Genomic DNA, 15,701 nt, shown 5'->3' on the forward strand with positions numbered 1-15,701 from the left:
TGCTTCACTACGCCCGGTGATAGCTCGACGGCCCCTGCCCGCATGACAGCGCATTCGATCATGCCGATGAGTGTCCCGTGTGACGTCGCAACGGCCTGCCCGAACCGTCGGCGTACGCGGTTGAACGTAACAAAAACTGTTGCTTCTGAGGTTGATGTCCGCGAGACTGTCGCAGTGGCGGCCAACAGAGGGTGACGATTGCGGCGCACGCCTTGGCGTGGCTGGAGTTGGCAAGGCGGGGCGGCCGCGAGGTGCTGACCTCCGAGGAGGTGGCCGCCAGCGTCAAGACGAACGCGGTCATCGTGCGGCGCAGCCTGGGTGATTTACAGCGGGCCGGTCTGGTGACGGCGCGCCGCGGCAACGGCGCCGGCTTCTCCCTCGGGCGACCGGCAACAGAGATCACATTGCTGGACATCTGGCTGGCCGTCTCGCCCGAGCCGCTGCTCGCCCTGCACCACTCCGAGCCGAACCTGGAGTGCCCGGTCGGCCGCGGAATCCGTCCAGTGCTCACCGACGTGTACGACGAGGCAACCGACGCATTCCAGACGACGCTGGCGCGCCGGACCGTCAGCGACGTTCTGGAAAGGATCCTGGCATGATCGTCGAACTACGCCGTTACACCCTGCGCGACGGACGCCGCGACGAGTTGATCGACCTTTTCGACCGCGAGTTCGTGGAAACCCAGGAAGCGCTGGGGATGGCCGTGCTGGGCCAGTTCCGCGACCTCGACCGGCCCGACCAATTCGTGTGGCTGCGCGGATTCACCGACATGTCGTCACGCCGGGCCGGCCTGACGGCCTTCTATTCCGGCCGCGTCTGGGCGAAGCACGGGCCCGCGGCGAACGCGACAATGCTCGACTCCGACGATGTCCTGCTGCTCCGCGAGATCGTCCCGCTGCCGGTATTCGACCGCGGCGCGGCCCACCCGGCAACGGTCCTGCACGCGACGATCTGGTACTCGGCCTGCCCTTTCCCCGATTCCGTTCCGAGCGCGGACGAGACCCTGGCCGTGCTACGCACCGAGTACGCCGAGAACGACTTCCCGCAACTACCCGTCCGCGATGAACACGCGCTGGTCTTGCTCAGCCGATCACCCCTGCAGGCAGACGTCCCCACGCAAGTGGTGAAGACCGACAACCTCCGCCTCTGCCCCACCCGACGCTCCACCCTTCACTGATGACCGAAGCCGACTGATTCACCAATAAGTCGGTACGTCTCGATGGTTTGCCGTGCGGCGGCGGGGCTGCACGACTGATGCCGTTTCTTCGCCGCGTAGTCGCCGGCCACTCATGGCCGGCGTCAAGGTGCGACATCCACCTAGCCAGCCATGAACTGGTGAACGCCCCGGAGCCGCGTACTCAGGATCGCCACGGCCCGGTCGGTGCTCAGCCGCACGTCCGCCGCCATGCGCAGGCCCGAATCCGCGATCGCCGCCGCGGGTACCCGATCCGCGTCAAGGCCCTCGCGGCGCGCGACCAGCACGCCGAGGTCGTAGCGGCTGATCGCTTCGGGGCCGGCGACGTTGAGGACACCCCGGTAGTCGTTCACTGCCAGTTCGAGCAGCGCGTCGGCCAGATCGTCGACGTGCACCGGCTTGCGGATCATGTCGGTGAACAGTGCACCCTGCACCCGGCCGGCAATCAGGTCGCGGGTGAGGGTCTCGTGCTGCCCTCGACCGTGACCGAGGATCAGAGAGGTCCGCACCACGGCGGCGCCAGGGTCGACCGCGGCGACCGCGGTCTCCGCTGCCGCCTTCGCCGCGCCGTACCGGTAGAGCGGGTCGGGCGGCGCGGACTCGTCGTAGTCGACCTCCCGCCCGGAGAACACCGCGTCGGTCGAGACGTGGACCAGTCGGCTGCCCTGCGCGGCGGCGGCCGCGGCGACGTGCGCGGCGCCATCGGCGATGACCCGCCAGTCGTCGCGCCCGGCGGCGGTGTGCACCACCACCTGCGGGCGTACCCGCCGCACCAGCTCACGGACGGCCGCGGCGTCGCGGATGTCCACCCGCTCGTCGGCCGTCGGGCCGGCCGCGCGCAGGTAGGTACCGACGACCGACCAGCCCGCCTCTGCTGCCCGCTGGGCGAGCCGCGACCCGAGGTGACCGGTGGCTCCGGTGATCAAGATCCGATCCGTCATGGGTACGCACCCTACGGCCGGCCCGCCACCGTGGGCGTCACGACGTTGCGGGAGGCGGCGAGACCGGCGCGTCGGCGGGCGGTTCGCTCGGTGCCGGCCGGGCCCGGCCGCTGCGGATGTCCCGGACGATGATCTGGATGATCCCGGCGGCGGGGATGGCCAGCAGCGCACCCAGGATGCCCGCCAGATTCACCGCGATCAGGATGGCGAGCAGCACCGTCAGCGGGTTCAGTTTCACCGTACGGGCGAAGATCAGCGGCTGCAGCAGGTGGTTCTCCAGCTGCTGGTAGACCACGAAGAAGACGATGACCACGATGCCGGCGGTCACCGACTGGGTGAACGCCGCGACGATACCCACCACGGCCCCCAGCGTCGCACCGACCAGCGGGATCAGGTCTGCGAGCCCGACGAACAGGGCGATCAGCCCGGCGAACGGAACCCCGATGATCCTCAGGACGAGGTAGGTGAGCAGGCCGCAGATGACGCTGATGAGCAGGTTGCCGGTGAGGTAGCCGGTCACCGTCTTGGCGCAGTCCTGACCGACCCGGTGGATCCGCGCGGCACGCGGCGCCGGGAACAGGGCCAGAAACCCGTCGACGACCTTCGGAGCCTCCAGCACCATCAGGTACGCGAGGACGAAGATCGTGACGGCGGCTGCCGCGCTGGTGGCGACGCCGCGCAGCACCGCCAGGGTGGGCGCGCCGAGCCCGGCGGCGTAGCCGCGCAGCTGCGCGGCGTGGCTCTGCAGGTAGTCCAACACATGGAAGCGCAGCGCCACCTCACCGATCGGGCCCTTCCCGGCCCGGATGTCCGCGATCAGTTTCGGCAGGTCCGCGGCCAGCTGGGCGCCCTCGTGGGCCAGCGGGACGACGAACACCGCGATCAGCGCGCTGATGAACGCGAACGCGAACAGGAACACGATCAGCGTGGCGAGCCAGCGCCGGCACCACGGGATGCGGCGCTCCAGCCAGCTCACCGTCGGGTGCAGCGCCACGGCGAAGAAGACCGCGATGAGGATCCACGTCAGCACCTGACGGGTCTGGTACGCCAGCAGCAACAGCAGTGTCGTCGCGAGCACGAGGCCGATGACGATCATCGTGTGGCGGGCGACCGTACGGTTGTCGGCGGGCTGCACGCCGCTGACCTTACCCGGGCCGTCGGCCGGCAAAACCCCGTTAGGCTGCGACGCCATGTCGCAACGTTCGTTCCTCGCCGCCACCCGGGACTCCTACGACGCCATCGCCGCCGACTACGCCGACTGGCTGCGCACGGACATGGACGAGCGGCCACTGGACCGGGCGCTGCTGGGCGCGTTCGCCGAGCGGGTCCGCGGCACCGGCAATCCGCGCGTCGCCGACGTGGGCTGCGGCCCCGGCCGGGTGACCGTCCTGCTGGAACGCCTGGGGTTGGACGCGTTCGGCATCGACCTGTCCCCGGGCATGGTCGCGCTGGCCCGCCGTACGTATCCGGGCCTGGACTTCGAGGTGGGTTCCATGCTGGGCCTGCCGCTGCCCGACGAGAGCCTGGGCGGTGTGCTGTCCTACTACTCGATCATTCACGTGCCGTGGGAGCAGCGTCGCGACGTGTTCGCCGAGTTCCATCGGGTGCTCGCGCCGGGCGGGCAGTTGATGGTGGCGTTCCAGATCGGCGACGAGCGGCTGCACCGCGACGAGGCGTTCGGCAAGTCCGTCGACCTCGTCTTCCACCGTCAGCAGCCCGACGACGTGGCCGCGCTGCTGACCGCTGCCGATTTCGGGTTGTGGTCCACGCTGGTCAAGCAGCCCGAGGGCATCGACAAGACACCGCAGGGCATCGTGCTGGCGGTCAAACAGCCGCCGGCACCCCACGATGCGGGCACGGGTGCCGTCCCGAGCTGAGCGGGGCGACGCTCGCGGAAGGCGCAGGGTGACCCTCCACGAGGGATTGCGCGCACCCGTCCGGGGGACACATCGGAATCAGGCCCACGACTGCCGCAAATGGACCAAGATGGGCGATGCCGTCACCAATGAAGGAGGCACCGTGCTACGTCGGGCATTCGTCGCCCTGATCGCCGCCGCTGTCGTGACCGTCCCGGCAGGCGCCGCCAGCGCCGCCCGGACCGGCACCGACCCATTCGGCCAGTTGCTGCAGGAACAGCTCGACGCGGTGCACGCGGCGGGGATGCCCGGCGCGTTCGCCGAGGTCCGCGACGGCAGCCGCACCTGGACCCCGGCCGCCGGGGTGATCGACATCGCCACCGGTGAGCCGGTCCGTCCGGGGCTGCGGCACCGCATCGGCAGCATCAGCAAGACGTTCCTGGCCACCACCGTGTTGCAACTGACCGGCGAGCACAAGATCGGACTGGACACCCCGATCGGGCGCTACCTGCCGGCACTGGTGCCGGCCGCGCTGGGCCGCCAGGTCACCGTACGGATGCTGCTGAACCACACCAGCGGGATCGGCGACTACGACACCGAGATCATCAAGACGCGGCAGGACCTCGTCAAGCTGGGCATGACCGTCTACCGCCCCGAGCAGCTGGCCCGCATCGGGCTGGCGGCGGCGCCCACCAACGCCCCGGGTGCGGCGTTCTCGTACTCCAACACCAACTACGTGCTGGCCGCGCTGATCGTCGAGCGGGTCACCGGGCACAGCTACCGGGCCGAGATCAGCCGCCGCGTCCTGCGCCCGCTCGGGCTGCGCGACACCTACTTCGAGGGCAGCGACCCGCAGATCCGCGGACCGCACATGCACGCGTACGTGCCGTGGACGTACGGGAGGCTGCGCGACTTCACCAGCTACAACATGTCATGGGCATACGGGGCCGGGGAGATCGTCTCCACCGCCCACGACGTGAACACGTTCTTCCGCGCCCTGCTCGGCGGCAGGCTGCTGACCAGAGCGCTGCTCGCCCAGATGCAGACCACCGTGCCGCAGGACCCGCAGAATCCCGGCGCCGGCCGGTACGGGCTCGGGATCTTCGCGATTCCGCTGCCGTGCGGCGTGTTCTGGGGCCACGACGGCGGCACGATCGGTCACCAGACGCTGAGCCTGCACAGCGCGGACGGCCGGCGTCAGATGACGTACGCGCACAGCACGGCGTTCTACCAGACGTCGCCGACCGCGCCGAACCCGATCGACGAGGCCATCACCCGGTTCGTCATCACGGCGCTGTGCGGGCCGCAGCCGGCCACCACGCTGGCGGCCGAATCGGGCGGCGCCGCCCTGCGTACGGTCGATCTGGCCCACCGGACGCTGCAGCGCTGAGCCCTCGGTCGTTCCCGGCTGCGGTGCGGCAGCCGGGAACGTCCGCGGTCAGGCCCGCGGCGTGGCCCGCCGGTACGCGAGCAGCCCCGCGGCCAGCCCGGCCAGGCCGAGCACGACGCCGGCCAGCCCCAGCCAGTCGGTGCTGCCGTCCTCGTCCTTGTGCCCGGCCGAGGAGGCGGCCGGGGCGGCCGCGCCGTGGGCGTCGCCGGAACCGGCGGCGAGCTTGAGGACCGGCGCCGGGTGCTCCGGCTCCTCCTGGCCCGGGGCCGGCACGTCGATCCAGCGCACGATGTCGCCGTCGGAGTACGTCTGCAGGGCCTTGAACACGATCTGGCCGGTCTCGGGCAGCGGGCCCAGCGACACCTCGAACTCCTGGAACTGGCCCGGCTTGACCTGGCTGTTCGCGTCCACCGCCGTCCAGGTGATCTTCGTGACGGCTTCGGTGATCTCCCGGTCGTGCTTCTTGATCGGGGTGGCCAGCTTGGTCTTGACGGTCGCGGCGGTCCAGCCGGGCAGCGGCTTGAGCGACACCGACGCGATCGGGGTCTCCACGGGCAGGTTGACCTCGACCGCGGTGGTGTTCGCGGTGTCCTTCTCGTTGGGCACGCGGAACGCGACCTTCGTGTAGCCGCCCTGGGTGGCGCTGTTGGGGTTGACCGTGACGTGCGCGGACGCCGGACCCGCAAGGGCGAGGGTGGTGACGGCGGCGACGCCGGCGACAACGGTCGCGCGGGCCAGGACAGAACGCAGCATCAGGGTGCCTTTCGGTGAGGGGATTGCGGCGGGTTAGTCGCCGCCGTGCGGCGCAAAGTTCCGGCGTATCCGATTCGTGATCAGCGGGCGTTCCGCCCGTCTGGCCCGCCGAATGCTCCTAGCCTGGGAGAAGCTCAGATCAACAGGCGCGTGAGCGCGGGGGAAAACGGTGGGCAAGCAGGCACGCGAGGAGTCCCGTCAGCTCCGCAAAGGCAAGGCGGCGGTCGCCGCGCAGGCGGGGCACCGATCGCGGTGGCCGGCGATCGCGGGCATGGTGGTCATCGTGGGCCTGCTCATCGCGATCGTGTTCACGATCGTGAAGGCCGCCGGCCACGACTCCACCGCGCAGCCGACCGCGTCCGGCCCGGTGGTGCCGCCCAGCGGCGCGGACGGCGGGGCACTGGTCAGCGGCAAAGCCGACGCCCCGGTCAAATTGGAGATCTACGCGGACTACATGTGCCCGTACTGCGGCCGGTTCGAACGCGCCAACGGGGCGGAGATCACCCGCCTGGTCAGCGACGGCACCGCCCGCCAGTACCTGTACCCGCTGGCGTTCCTCGACCAGATGTCCGACGGCACCCGGTACTCGACCCGCGCCGCGAACGCCGCCGCGACCGTGTACGACCGGGCCCCGGACAAGCTGGCCCCGTTCAACACCGCGCTGTTCGCGCACCAGCCCGCCGAGGGCAGCAGCGGCCTGTCCGACGCCCAGATCGCCGACCTGGCCCGCCAGGCGGGGGTGCCGCAGGCGGTCGTGGAAACCTTCACCAAGCGCATCTTCGAACCGTGGGTCACCTCCTCGACCCAGGCGGCGTTCGCGGCCGGCCTGCAGGGCACCCCCACCGTCAAGATCAACGGTGTGCCCTTCCATGGTGACCTGTACACGGTCGGCCCGCTCACCGACGCCATCACCGCGGCGGCCAAGTAATGGCCAACCCCCTGGGGTGGTTCCGCCGGCTGCGCCACGCCGACGCCTGGATCTACGGCACGATGCTGTTCTCGGCGTGCCTGAGCCTGCTCGCCTCGTTCGTGCTGTCGATCGACGCCGTGAAGATCGCCGCGAACCCGAACCTCGAACTGTCCTGCGACATCAACGCCGTGATCAGCTGCGGCACGGTCGCGCAGAGCTGGCAGGCGCAGCTGTTCGGCTTCCCGAACGCGTTCCTCGGCCTGGTCGCCGAACCCGTCGTGATCACCATCGCGGTGGCGAGCCTGGCCGGAGTGCGTTTCCCCCGCGGGTTCATGTTCGCCGCCCAGGTCGTCTACACCATCGGCGTCGTCTTCGCGTACTGGCTGTTCTACGAGGCGCTGGTCAACATCGGCGCGTTGTGCCCGTGGTGCCTGCTGGTCACGGTCTCCACGACGCTGGTGTTCGCGACGCTGACCCACGTCAACATCCGCGACGACAACCTGTTCCTGCCCGCGCGGGCGCAGCAGGCCGCGGCCCGGTTCATCGACGCGGACTACGACGTCATCGTCGTGACGATCTGGCTGCTGATCCTGATCCTGATCATCGTCGGCAAGTACGGCACGGCCCTGTTCGGCTGACACCGGGCCGCCCGCCCCGGGCCGTACCCGAAGGCCGGCCACCGCGCCTGCGCCGGCCCCCGCGCGGGGCGGACCGGGCGCTCAGCCGGTGCCCGGGCGCCAGCCGCGGCGCCGCCCCCGGCGCACCACGGCCGCGCCGGCGCCCAGCAGCACCGCCGCCGCGGCACCGGCGGCGGCCACCCGCAGCGCCCGGTCCTGCGCCTGCCAGCGGCGGGCCAGCCGGGCGGCCACCGCCGGGTCGGCACGGGCCGCCGGCGCCGGCGGCGGCGGTGGCGGCCGCTGCCCCGGCAGCGTCTCGGTCAGGGCACGGTACGGGTTGAGCAGGCCGTAGCCGTACTCGTCGCTGCGCACCCCGCCCGGGGCGGGGTCGGCGGTGCCGAGGATCTGCCGGCTCACCTGCGCCGGGGTCATCGCGGGGAACCGCTGCCGCAGCAGGACCGCCGTGGCCGCCACGAACGGCACCGCGTAACTGGTGCCGCGCCCGGTGACGTGCCCTCCGCCGGGCGCCGCCACGGTGACGGCCTCACCGGCGGCCATGACATCGACGTACGCGCCGTGCTGCGAGTAGCCGGCCCGCTGACCGTCCACGCCGATCGCGCCGACCCCGATGACCCCCGGGTACGCCGCCGGATACGGGGTCGGGTTGCCGTCGGTGGCGGCGTTGCCGACCGCGGCGACCACCACCACCCCGCGCTGCAGCGCCCGCGCCACGGCCCGGCGCACCCGCGGGTCGTCGGCGGTCATCACCAGCGACAGGTTGAGCACCTGCGCGCCGCCACCGGCCGGGTCGGCAGCCCAGTCGATGGCCTGCGCGAACTGCTGCGGCGCGGCGGAGCGCCCACCGATCGTCTCCGGCTCGCTGACCCGTACCGGCACGACCGTGGCGCCGGGCGCAAGGCCGCGGAACGCCACCCCGTCGACCGGGCGGGCGGCGATGATGCTGGCCACGCCGGTACCGTGCCCGACGCAGTCGTGCCGGCCGTCGGGACCGCCGCCCAGCAGGTCGCGTCCGGCGCTGACCCGCCCGCGCAGTTGCGGGTTCGTGCTGTCGACACCGGAGTCGAGCACCGCGACGCGCACCCCGGAGCCGTCGGCCAGCGGGCGCAGCCGGTCCAGGTCGTACAGCCGCTCCTCGTACGGCAGCGCACGGCTCGGGCGCCCCGCCCCCGCGCAGGCCACCGCGTACGCCGGGGCGGGAGCGGCCGCCAGCGCACCGAGCATCACGGCCACCGCCGACACCGCCGCGCGCACACCGCCTCCCCCCGGTTCGCGGCCATGGTACCGAGGCGCGCCGGGGCACCCGAATTGACCTGTTCATGGCCGTGCCGTTAGGTTATGAGCACCGATCTGCGGCGTCGCGAGGGAAACCGGTGAGATTCCGGTACGGTCGCGCCACTGTGAACGGACACCCCCCGGCACTGCCTGGTGGTGTCGGTGAGTCAGGACGCTCACGCGCTGCAGCCCCACGTCCGGGACGCGTCATCCCGAGTAGGAGGTTCTGGCCCGCCATGCCGAAGGTCCAGTCTGTTCACCCCGCGATCTCACCCGCAGTGTCCACCCGGGTGCTGTGGACCGCACTCGCGGTCGTCGCGCTGCTGCTGCTCATGGCGTACCTGGTCGCGTTCGACCAGGGTGCGGTGTCGCGCAGCGGCATGTACCTGCACGAGCTCATGCACGACGGGCGGCACCTGCTCGGCGTCCCGTGCCACTGACGGCCGACGGCGCCCCCGGCTACTCCGCTGTCCTGCTGCGCGGCCTGCTCGCGGGCCTGATCGCCGGTCTGCTGGCCGGCGTGTTCGGCTACGTGGCGGGCGAGCCGCGGGTCGACGCCGCGATCACGATCGAGGAGCAGTCCGCGCACGCGGCGGGCGAGCCGGCCGACGCCGGCCACCACGACGAGGAACTGGTCAGCCGCACCGGGCAGAAGGGCGGGCTGTTCCTGGCCACGGCCCTGTTCGGCGCGGCGATGGGTGGGCTGCTGGCGACCGCGTACACGCTGCTGCGGCGCCGGCTGCGCACCACGTCCGACACCCGGGCGGCACTCGGGCTGGCCGGCGCCGCACTGCTCGGTGTCGTCCTCGTACCGTTCGTGAAGTATCCACCCAATCCGCCCGCGGTGGGCGATCCCGCGACGATCGATCAGCGCACGATCAGCTACTTGGCGGTCGTGGTGATCGGGCTCGTCGCGGTGTGGGCGGGCGTGGTCGCCTACCGGGCCCCGCGCGCCGCCGCACCGGAGTCGCTGCGGGCGGCCACCGCCGTGCTCGGCTTCGTCGCCGTGGTGACGGTGGGGTATGTGATGCTGCCCCGCATCGACGAGGTCCCGGCGACGTTCCCGGCGAGCCTGCTGTGGAACTTCCGGCTCGCGTCGCTGGGCACCCAGGCGGTCCTGTGGGTGACGCTCGGCCTCGGCTTCGCGACGCTGCTGGCCCGCCTCGCCGCCCGCCGGGCGGACCGGGCGGCCGTCACCGCGTGAGCCGATGCCCCGGCGCCGGTACCGCGCGCGAATTCGGCCGCCCGGCCGTGAGAACCGGCGACCGAAACGACGCGGGCCCCGGCGGCGGGGCAGCCGGGTGAGCGGGGTGCGGCTGCTGGCCTGCGCGCCCACCCCGGCGCTGCGGGCCGCTGCGTTCGGCGGCGACGACGAACCCGACGAGGCAGGCCTGCGCGCCGCCTCGTCGCTGACCGGGCGGCGTGGCCTGCGCGCGGCCGTACCGTGGGTCAGCGGCGGCTCCCGGGCCGCCACCGCCACCGCCCGCGCGCTGGGCCGCTCGGCCACCGCCGTACCCGACCTGGCCGACCCCGACTTCGGGCGCTGGTCCGGGGCCGCGCTGCACCACGTCGCGCAACGCGAACCCGCCGCCGTGCAGGCGTGGCTGACCGACCCCGCAGCCGCCCCGCACGGCGGCGAGTCACTGTCCGCAGTGTCCACCCGGGTCGGTGCATGGCTGGACGTTCACCCGGACCTGCCGGTGGTCGCGGTCGCCCACCCGGTCGTGGTCCGGGCCGCGCTGGCCCACGCACTGGGGCTGCCCGCCGCCGCGGTGTGGCGTCTCGACGTGGCGCCGCTGGCCCTGGCCCGGCTGACCTGGCGGGCGGGCCGATGGCATCTGCACCTGCCCGCCGCCGGCTGAGTGTCCACACCGACGCAACCAAGGGGGATGGCCCGCTGGGCACCCAGGATGCCCGCGAGATCGGCGCGCTGTGTCGAGCGGAGCACCCCGGCGTCGATAGAATCCGCGGCGATGGAAACGAACGCCGAGACCCGCCCGTGCGGGCACTGTGGCCGGCCCGTGCCGCAGCGGGCCGCGGCCGGCCGTCCGTTCCGGTACTGCCGCGACAACGACGGCGAGTGCCAGCGGGCCTCGCGGACCGTGCGGATGCGGCAGCGGGCCGCGCCCGGCCTGGCCGGGCAGGTCGCCCGCACGTGGGAGGCGGTCGACCGCCTCGACCAGCTCGTCGGCACGCTCAGCGAGGCCCTGCACGCCGAGCTCAGCCCGGCCGGGGTGGACCGTCAGGTCGCCGAGGTGCGGGCCGAGACGTCCCGGCAGGTCGCCGCCGCGCACACCGAACGTGACGAGGCCCGCCGTGACGCGGAGCGGGCCGCCGCCGCCGCGGCGCACGCCGTGCAGGAGGCCGCCGCGGCGGTCGCTGAACGCGACGCCGCGCGCGCAGACGCCGACACGGCCCGGCGTGCGACGCAGACCGCGTCCGCGCAGGCCCGCACCGCGCAGGCGGCGTGTGACGAGGCCCGGCAGGCGACCGGCGCGGCCACCGCCCGGCAGGAGCAGGCCGAAACCGACCGGGACGCGGCCCGCCGCGACGCGGCGCAGGCCCGCGCGGACGCCGAGCAGCTTCACCGCGACCTGCAGCAGGCGCAGCGGGCCCGCGCCGACGCGGAGCGGGCCGCCGCCGACGCTGCCCAGCAGGCCCAGCTGGCGCGGCGTGAGGCCACACAGGCCGTCGACGCGGCGCAGGCCGCCCAGGCCCGGGCGGAGCACGACACCCAGGCGGCACGCGGCGAGGCGCAACGGGCCCGCGCCGACGCCGCGCAGACACGGCAGGACGCGCAGGCCGCGCGCGGTGAGGCGGACCAGGCGCGGACGGAGCTGGTGGCCGCCCGCGAGCAGGCGGAGCAGGCGGCGGCGTCGGCCGAACAGGCCCACGGGGACCGGCAGGCCCTAGCGTTCGAACGCGACCAGGCGCAGCGGGCGGCCGAGCAGGCGCGGGCCGCGGCCGACGATGAGCTTGCGCAGCTGCGACGCCGGCTCGACGCGTCCCAGGCCGACGCCCAGACCGCTCAGGGCCGCATCGCACAGTTGTCGGCGCAGGTCAGTGACCTGGCGTCGGCGCTGGCGGCGCTGGGCGGTGCGCGTGCCGGGGCACAAGCGGACGGTGAGGCGCCCGTGACGGCGCGACGGTGACGTACATCGCACCGGCGCAGAATGGCCAAACGGCCGTAAACCGGACCAAGGTCCAGTTGAGGGTCCGAGCGTGCCGAACGGTAAGGGCCGCAGGCCGCTACGCTCGTAGCGTTAACACCGCCGACACATGCGGCGGTCCGGCAGGAATCTGACGACCGACCCTTTCGTTACACCAACGAGAGCACCACGAGCGAGGGGAAGCCGATCATGGGCGAACGCATGCTGCGCGGCAGCCGTCTTGGCGCAGTCAGCTACGAGTCCGACCGCAACACCGAGCTGGCCCCCCGGCAGACCCGCGAGTACCTGTGCGTCAAGGGCCACCAGTTCGAGGTGCCGTTCGCCGTCGACGCCGAGGTCCCGATCACCTGGGAGTGCAAGTTCGACGGCAGCGTCGCCCGGCTGGTCGACGGCAACGAGCCCGAGCAGAAGAAGGCCAAGCCGCCGCGCACCCACTGGGACATGCTGCTGGAACGCCGTTCCATCTCGGAGCTGGAGGACATCCTCAACGAGCGGCTCCAGGAGGTCCGTACCCGCCGGGGTCGCTGAGCCCCGCACCCGGCCACCCGAAACGCCGCCCCCACCGGTGGGGGCGGCGTTTCGCTGCGCTCAGCGGACGATCTCGCCCTCGACCACTTCGCCCTCGACGACCCCGCCGTCCACGGCCTCACCGCCGGCGGCAGGCTCCGCCTGCGCGGTCGTGGGCTGGCCACGGCGCACCCGTACCCGCCGCGGCCCGAACAGATCCCCCGCCATCGCGGACGACACCCGCCGCTCCGTGGCGTGCCGCACCGCGCGCCGGGCCAGTCCCCGTCCCGGCGGCAGGATCAGCACCAGGCCCGCCACCGCCGTCAGGAAACCCGGCACCGCCAGCAGCAACGCCCCCAACACACCGATCAGGGCATGCGACATCTGCGCCCCGGCGGGCCCGTCCGCCCCCGCGGTACGCAACACCCGCCACCCGCGTACGCCCTCACGGCGCAGCAGCACCACACCGGCGGCGCTGGCCGCGGCGAGCAGGACCACCGCCCAGCCGGCACCCAGCGCGTGTGCCACCGCCACGAACACGACGATCTCCGCGACCGCCAGCAGCAGCATCGCCACCGGCAGCAGCGCCCAGCCTCGGCGCATCACGCACCCCCACCCTGCGGTGTCCACGCTGACCGTTCCAGCATGACACGCAGGCGCACGATCACGGCCAGGTCGAATCCGGTTTCGGGGACCGGCCCAGCCGGTGCCTCAGCGCGTCCGTACGCGCCTGCACCCCCCACCGGGTCACCCGCAGCAGCTGCTCCTTGAAGATGTTCCCGCTCATCTTGCTCTTACCGCGCTCACGCTCGGTGAACGTGATCGGTACCTCGGTCATCCGGAACCCGTGCCGGAACGTCCGCCACGCCAGCTCGACCTGGAACGAATACCCCTGCGACGCGACCGTGCCCACGTCGATGCGGTCCAGCACCGGCATCCGGTACGCCCGGTAGCCGCCGGTCGCGTCCCGGAACGGCATCCCCAACGCCATCTTGATGTAGATGTTGCCGCCCCGCGACAGCAGCAGCCGGTGCAGCGGCCAGTTGTGCACACTGCCGCCCGGAATGTACCGGGTACCGAGCACCGCATCGTGGTCACGCAGCGCATCGAGCAGCTTCGGCAACTCCTCCGGAGCGTGCGAGCCGTCCGCGTCCATCTCCACGACCGCGTCGTAACCCTTGTCCTTGGCCCACGCGAACCCCGCCACGTACGCGGCGCCCAGCCCCTGCTTGCCGGGCCGGTGCAACACGAAGATGTGGTCGTCGGCCACGCTCAGCTCATCGGCGATCGCGCCCGTACCGTCCGGGGAGTTGTCATCGGCGACCAGGATGTCCACGGACGGCACCGCCTTGCGCACCCGCCCGGTGATCTGCCGGATGTTGTCGGCCTCGTCGTAGGTCGGAATGACCACGAGGACCCGGCCCACCCCCGGGTACTCCTGCACCGCCTCGCTCACCGTTCCTCCGTCGCCACACTGTCGTCGATCGCCGCTGCACGCCGACGGCGCAGCCGCCCCGGCACCGCCCACACCAGCACCGCGAGCGCGGCCGCCGAGGCCGCCAGCTCCGGCCACCGGCCCAGGCGAGTGGCCAGCGTAGCCGGTCCACCCAATCGCATCTCACCCACCACCACCGCGGCCGTGTTGAACCCGGTCGGCTGGTGCACCCCACCGGCGGTGTCCACGAAACCGGACACACCGACCGTCGAGATCATCAACGCCTGCCGGCCGTGCTCCACCGCCCGCAACCGCACCATCGCCAGCTGCTGACGGGCCTCGGCCACATCGAAGGTCGCGTTGTTCGTCTGCACCGCCAGGATCTGCGCCCCGCCGGTCACCGTGTCCCGCACGATCGGGTCGTACGCCACCTCGAAACAGATGACGTCACCCACCGTCACCGCACCGGTCCGCACCACCCCCGGGGACCGGCCGGCGACCATGTTCTTCACCAGGTCCACCTTGTCGCTGACCAGCCGCGCCACCGGCCGCAACGGCATGAACTCCGCAAACGGGACGGGGTGCCGCTTGACGTACAGCTGATCCATGTCCGGGCCCGTACCCGGCCGCCACAGAATCCCCGCATTGCGGATCTGCCCCGGCACGTCACCGTGCAGCACCGCCCCCACCAGGATCGGCACACCGATCGCCTGCGCCGCCAACGTGATCTGCTGCCCGGCATCCGCATTGCGCAACGGGTCGATGTCGGAGGAATTCTCCGGCCACACCACCAGATCCGGGCGCGCCACCCGGCCCGCCGCCACCTGCTGCGCCAGCTGCAGCGTGCCGCGCACGTGATTGTCCAGCACCGCCCGCCGCTGCGCGTTGAAGTCCAACCCCAGCCGCGGCACGTTGCCCTGCACGATCGCCACCGTCGCCCGCTGCGAACCCGCCGCCGCGACCGGCACCGCGGCCGGGCCCACCACCGCCAGCGCCGCCACCGCCACGAAACCCGCGGCCACCGGCACCCGCCGCCACCCGCGGCCCCGGCACCACCACACCCCTGCGAGGGCACCGCCCGCCGCGGCCACCGCGAACGTCACCAGCGGCGCCCCGCCGAGCACCGCCAGCCGCAGCACCGGCCCGTCCGCCTGACTGAACGCCAGCCGCCCCCACGGGAACCCGCCGAACGGCTGCCGGTCCCGCAACGCCTCCTGCGCCGTCCACAACAACCCGCACACCAGCGGCCACCACGCCGGCCACCGGTCCAGCAGCGGCGAACACCACGCACTCGCCCAGCCCAGCAACGCCAGGAACGCCGCCTGCGCCACCGACAACAGCACCCACGGCAGCCAGCCCGTGTTCAGATTCGTCCACGCCAACAGCGGCAGGAAGAACACCAGCCCGGCGAGCATCCCCACCCCGGCGCCCGAGCGCAGCCGCCGCCGATGCGCCGCCACCGCCAGCAACCCCACCCCCACCGGGGCCAGCCACCACCACCCGTACGGCGGGAACGACCCCAGCAACGCCGCACCGGCCAGCACCGACAGCAGCACCGCCACCGGCAGCCGCACCGGCCCCGCCGGCACCACCGCCGCGGCCCTCACCGGCGGCGCGGGGCTCTGCAGGGTCAT

General features: G+C 72.7%; 18 protein-coding genes and 1 riboswitch. Of the genes, 11 read left to right on the plus strand and 7 right to left on the minus strand.

The window, feature by feature from the left end:
- The first annotated feature begins 191 nt into the window (after positions 1-191).
- Positions 192-599, plus strand: a complete 408-nt coding sequence (locus ACMCNK_RS04420) for an Rrf2 family transcriptional regulator (RefSeq protein WP_412735105.1) — start codon at positions 192-194, stop codon at positions 597-599.
- Complete coding sequence (locus ACMCNK_RS04425; protein WP_412735106.1) at positions 596-1,177, plus strand: NIPSNAP family protein; 582 nt, start codon at positions 596-598, stop codon at positions 1,175-1,177. The genes ACMCNK_RS04420 and ACMCNK_RS04425 overlap by 4 nt, the downstream gene beginning before the upstream one ends.
- A 140-nt stretch (positions 1,178-1,317) precedes the next feature.
- On the opposite strand, the gene ACMCNK_RS04430 is transcribed toward ACMCNK_RS04425, so the two are convergent.
- Both ACMCNK_RS04430 and ACMCNK_RS04435 read right to left on the minus strand, forming a co-directional pair.
- Entirely contained in the window at positions 1,318-2,136 is an 819-nt protein-coding gene (locus ACMCNK_RS04430) for a sugar nucleotide-binding protein (RefSeq protein ID WP_412735107.1), read from the minus strand.
- 37 nt (positions 2,137-2,173) lie between these two features.
- The gene (locus ACMCNK_RS04435) at positions 2,174-3,328 is read right to left on the minus strand and encodes an AI-2E family transporter (RefSeq protein WP_412735108.1); all 1,155 of its coding nucleotides are present in this window, start codon (positions 3,326-3,328) and stop codon (positions 2,174-2,176) included.
- Here ACMCNK_RS04435 and ACMCNK_RS04440 point away from each other — a divergent pair.
- The gene (locus ACMCNK_RS04440; RefSeq protein ID WP_412735109.1) at positions 3,327-4,013 is read left to right on the plus strand and encodes a class I SAM-dependent methyltransferase; all 687 of its coding nucleotides are present in this window, start codon (positions 3,327-3,329) and stop codon (positions 4,011-4,013) included. The genes ACMCNK_RS04435 and ACMCNK_RS04440 overlap by 2 nt on opposite strands.
- A gap of 142 nt (positions 4,014-4,155) precedes the next feature.
- Complete coding sequence (locus tag ACMCNK_RS04445; protein ID WP_412735110.1) at positions 4,156-5,382, plus strand: serine hydrolase domain-containing protein; 1,227 nt, start codon at positions 4,156-4,158, stop codon at positions 5,380-5,382.
- Positions 5,383-5,430: 48 nt separating this feature from the next.
- Here ACMCNK_RS04445 and ACMCNK_RS04450 read toward each other — a convergent pair whose 3' ends face one another.
- Positions 5,431-6,135: a YcnI family protein gene (locus ACMCNK_RS04450; RefSeq protein WP_412735111.1), complete on the minus strand. Its 705-nt coding sequence runs from the start codon at positions 6,133-6,135 to the stop codon at positions 5,431-5,433.
- A 169-nt stretch (positions 6,136-6,304) separates the two neighbouring features.
- Here ACMCNK_RS04450 and ACMCNK_RS04455 point away from each other — a divergent pair, with 169 nt between their 5' ends.
- Positions 6,305-7,063: a DsbA family protein gene (locus tag ACMCNK_RS04455; protein WP_412735112.1), complete on the plus strand. Its 759-nt coding sequence runs from the start codon at positions 6,305-6,307 to the stop codon at positions 7,061-7,063.
- Positions 7,063-7,683, plus strand: a complete 621-nt coding sequence (locus tag ACMCNK_RS04460) for a vitamin K epoxide reductase family protein (protein ID WP_412735113.1) — start codon at positions 7,063-7,065, stop codon at positions 7,681-7,683. The genes ACMCNK_RS04455 and ACMCNK_RS04460 overlap by 1 nt, the downstream gene beginning before the upstream one ends.
- Before the next feature lie 81 nt (positions 7,684-7,764).
- Here ACMCNK_RS04460 and mycP read toward each other — a convergent pair whose 3' ends face one another.
- Positions 7,765-8,904: a type VII secretion-associated serine protease mycosin gene (gene mycP, locus ACMCNK_RS04465; protein WP_412740746.1), complete on the minus strand. Its 1,140-nt coding sequence runs from the start codon at positions 8,902-8,904 to the stop codon at positions 7,765-7,767.
- 141 nt (positions 8,905-9,045) lie between these two features.
- A riboswitch (cobalamin riboswitch) is annotated at positions 9,046-9,131 on the plus strand.
- A gap of 60 nt (positions 9,132-9,191) precedes the next feature.
- Here mycP and ACMCNK_RS04470 point away from each other — a divergent pair.
- The 5 genes from ACMCNK_RS04470 to ACMCNK_RS04490 all read left to right on the plus strand — a co-directional run bounded on the left by ACMCNK_RS04470 (position 9,192) and on the right by ACMCNK_RS04490 (position 12,653).
- Positions 9,192-9,395, plus strand: a complete 204-nt coding sequence (locus ACMCNK_RS04470) for a CbtB domain-containing protein (protein WP_412735114.1) — start codon at positions 9,192-9,194, stop codon at positions 9,393-9,395.
- Positions 9,386-10,159, plus strand: a complete 774-nt coding sequence (locus tag ACMCNK_RS04475) for a CbtA family protein (protein WP_412735115.1) — start codon at positions 9,386-9,388, stop codon at positions 10,157-10,159. Before ACMCNK_RS04470 ends, ACMCNK_RS04475 begins: the two co-directional genes overlap by 10 nt.
- 97 nt (positions 10,160-10,256) lie before the next feature.
- Positions 10,257-10,817: a histidine phosphatase family protein gene (locus tag ACMCNK_RS04480; RefSeq protein ID WP_412735116.1), complete on the plus strand. Its 561-nt coding sequence runs from the start codon at positions 10,257-10,259 to the stop codon at positions 10,815-10,817.
- Positions 10,818-10,928: 111 nt separating this feature from the next.
- Positions 10,929-12,107 (plus strand): serine/threonine protein kinase, encoded by a 1,179-nt coding sequence (locus ACMCNK_RS04485; RefSeq protein WP_412735117.1) that lies wholly within the window; start codon positions 10,929-10,931, stop codon positions 12,105-12,107.
- A gap of 207 nt (positions 12,108-12,314) precedes the next feature.
- Positions 12,315-12,653 carry an RNA polymerase-binding protein RbpA gene (locus ACMCNK_RS04490; protein ID WP_015622005.1) on the plus strand — a complete coding sequence of 113 codons (339 nt, stop codon included), beginning with the start codon at positions 12,315-12,317 and terminating at the stop codon, positions 12,651-12,653.
- Positions 12,654-12,713: 60 nt separating this feature from the next.
- Here the strand turns inward: ACMCNK_RS04490 and ACMCNK_RS04495 are convergent, their stop codons facing one another.
- From ACMCNK_RS04495 to lnt, 3 genes are all read right to left on the minus strand, one after another.
- Complete coding sequence (locus ACMCNK_RS04495) at positions 12,714-13,235, minus strand: FxsA family protein (protein ID WP_412740747.1); 522 nt, start codon at positions 13,233-13,235, stop codon at positions 12,714-12,716.
- A 61-nt stretch (positions 13,236-13,296) separates the two neighbouring features.
- Positions 13,297-14,088, minus strand: coding sequence for a polyprenol monophosphomannose synthase (locus ACMCNK_RS04500; protein ID WP_412735118.1), 792 nt, complete (start codon positions 14,086-14,088; stop codon positions 13,297-13,299).
- Complete coding sequence (gene lnt / locus ACMCNK_RS04505; RefSeq protein WP_412740748.1) at positions 14,085-15,701, minus strand: apolipoprotein N-acyltransferase; 1,617 nt, start codon at positions 15,699-15,701, stop codon at positions 14,085-14,087. Before lnt ends, ACMCNK_RS04500 begins: the two co-directional genes overlap by 4 nt.

The sequence above is a fragment of the Krasilnikovia sp. MM14-A1259 genome (assembly GCF_047159535.1).
In the GTDB taxonomy this organism is placed as follows: domain Bacteria; phylum Actinomycetota; class Actinomycetes; order Mycobacteriales; family Micromonosporaceae; genus Actinoplanes.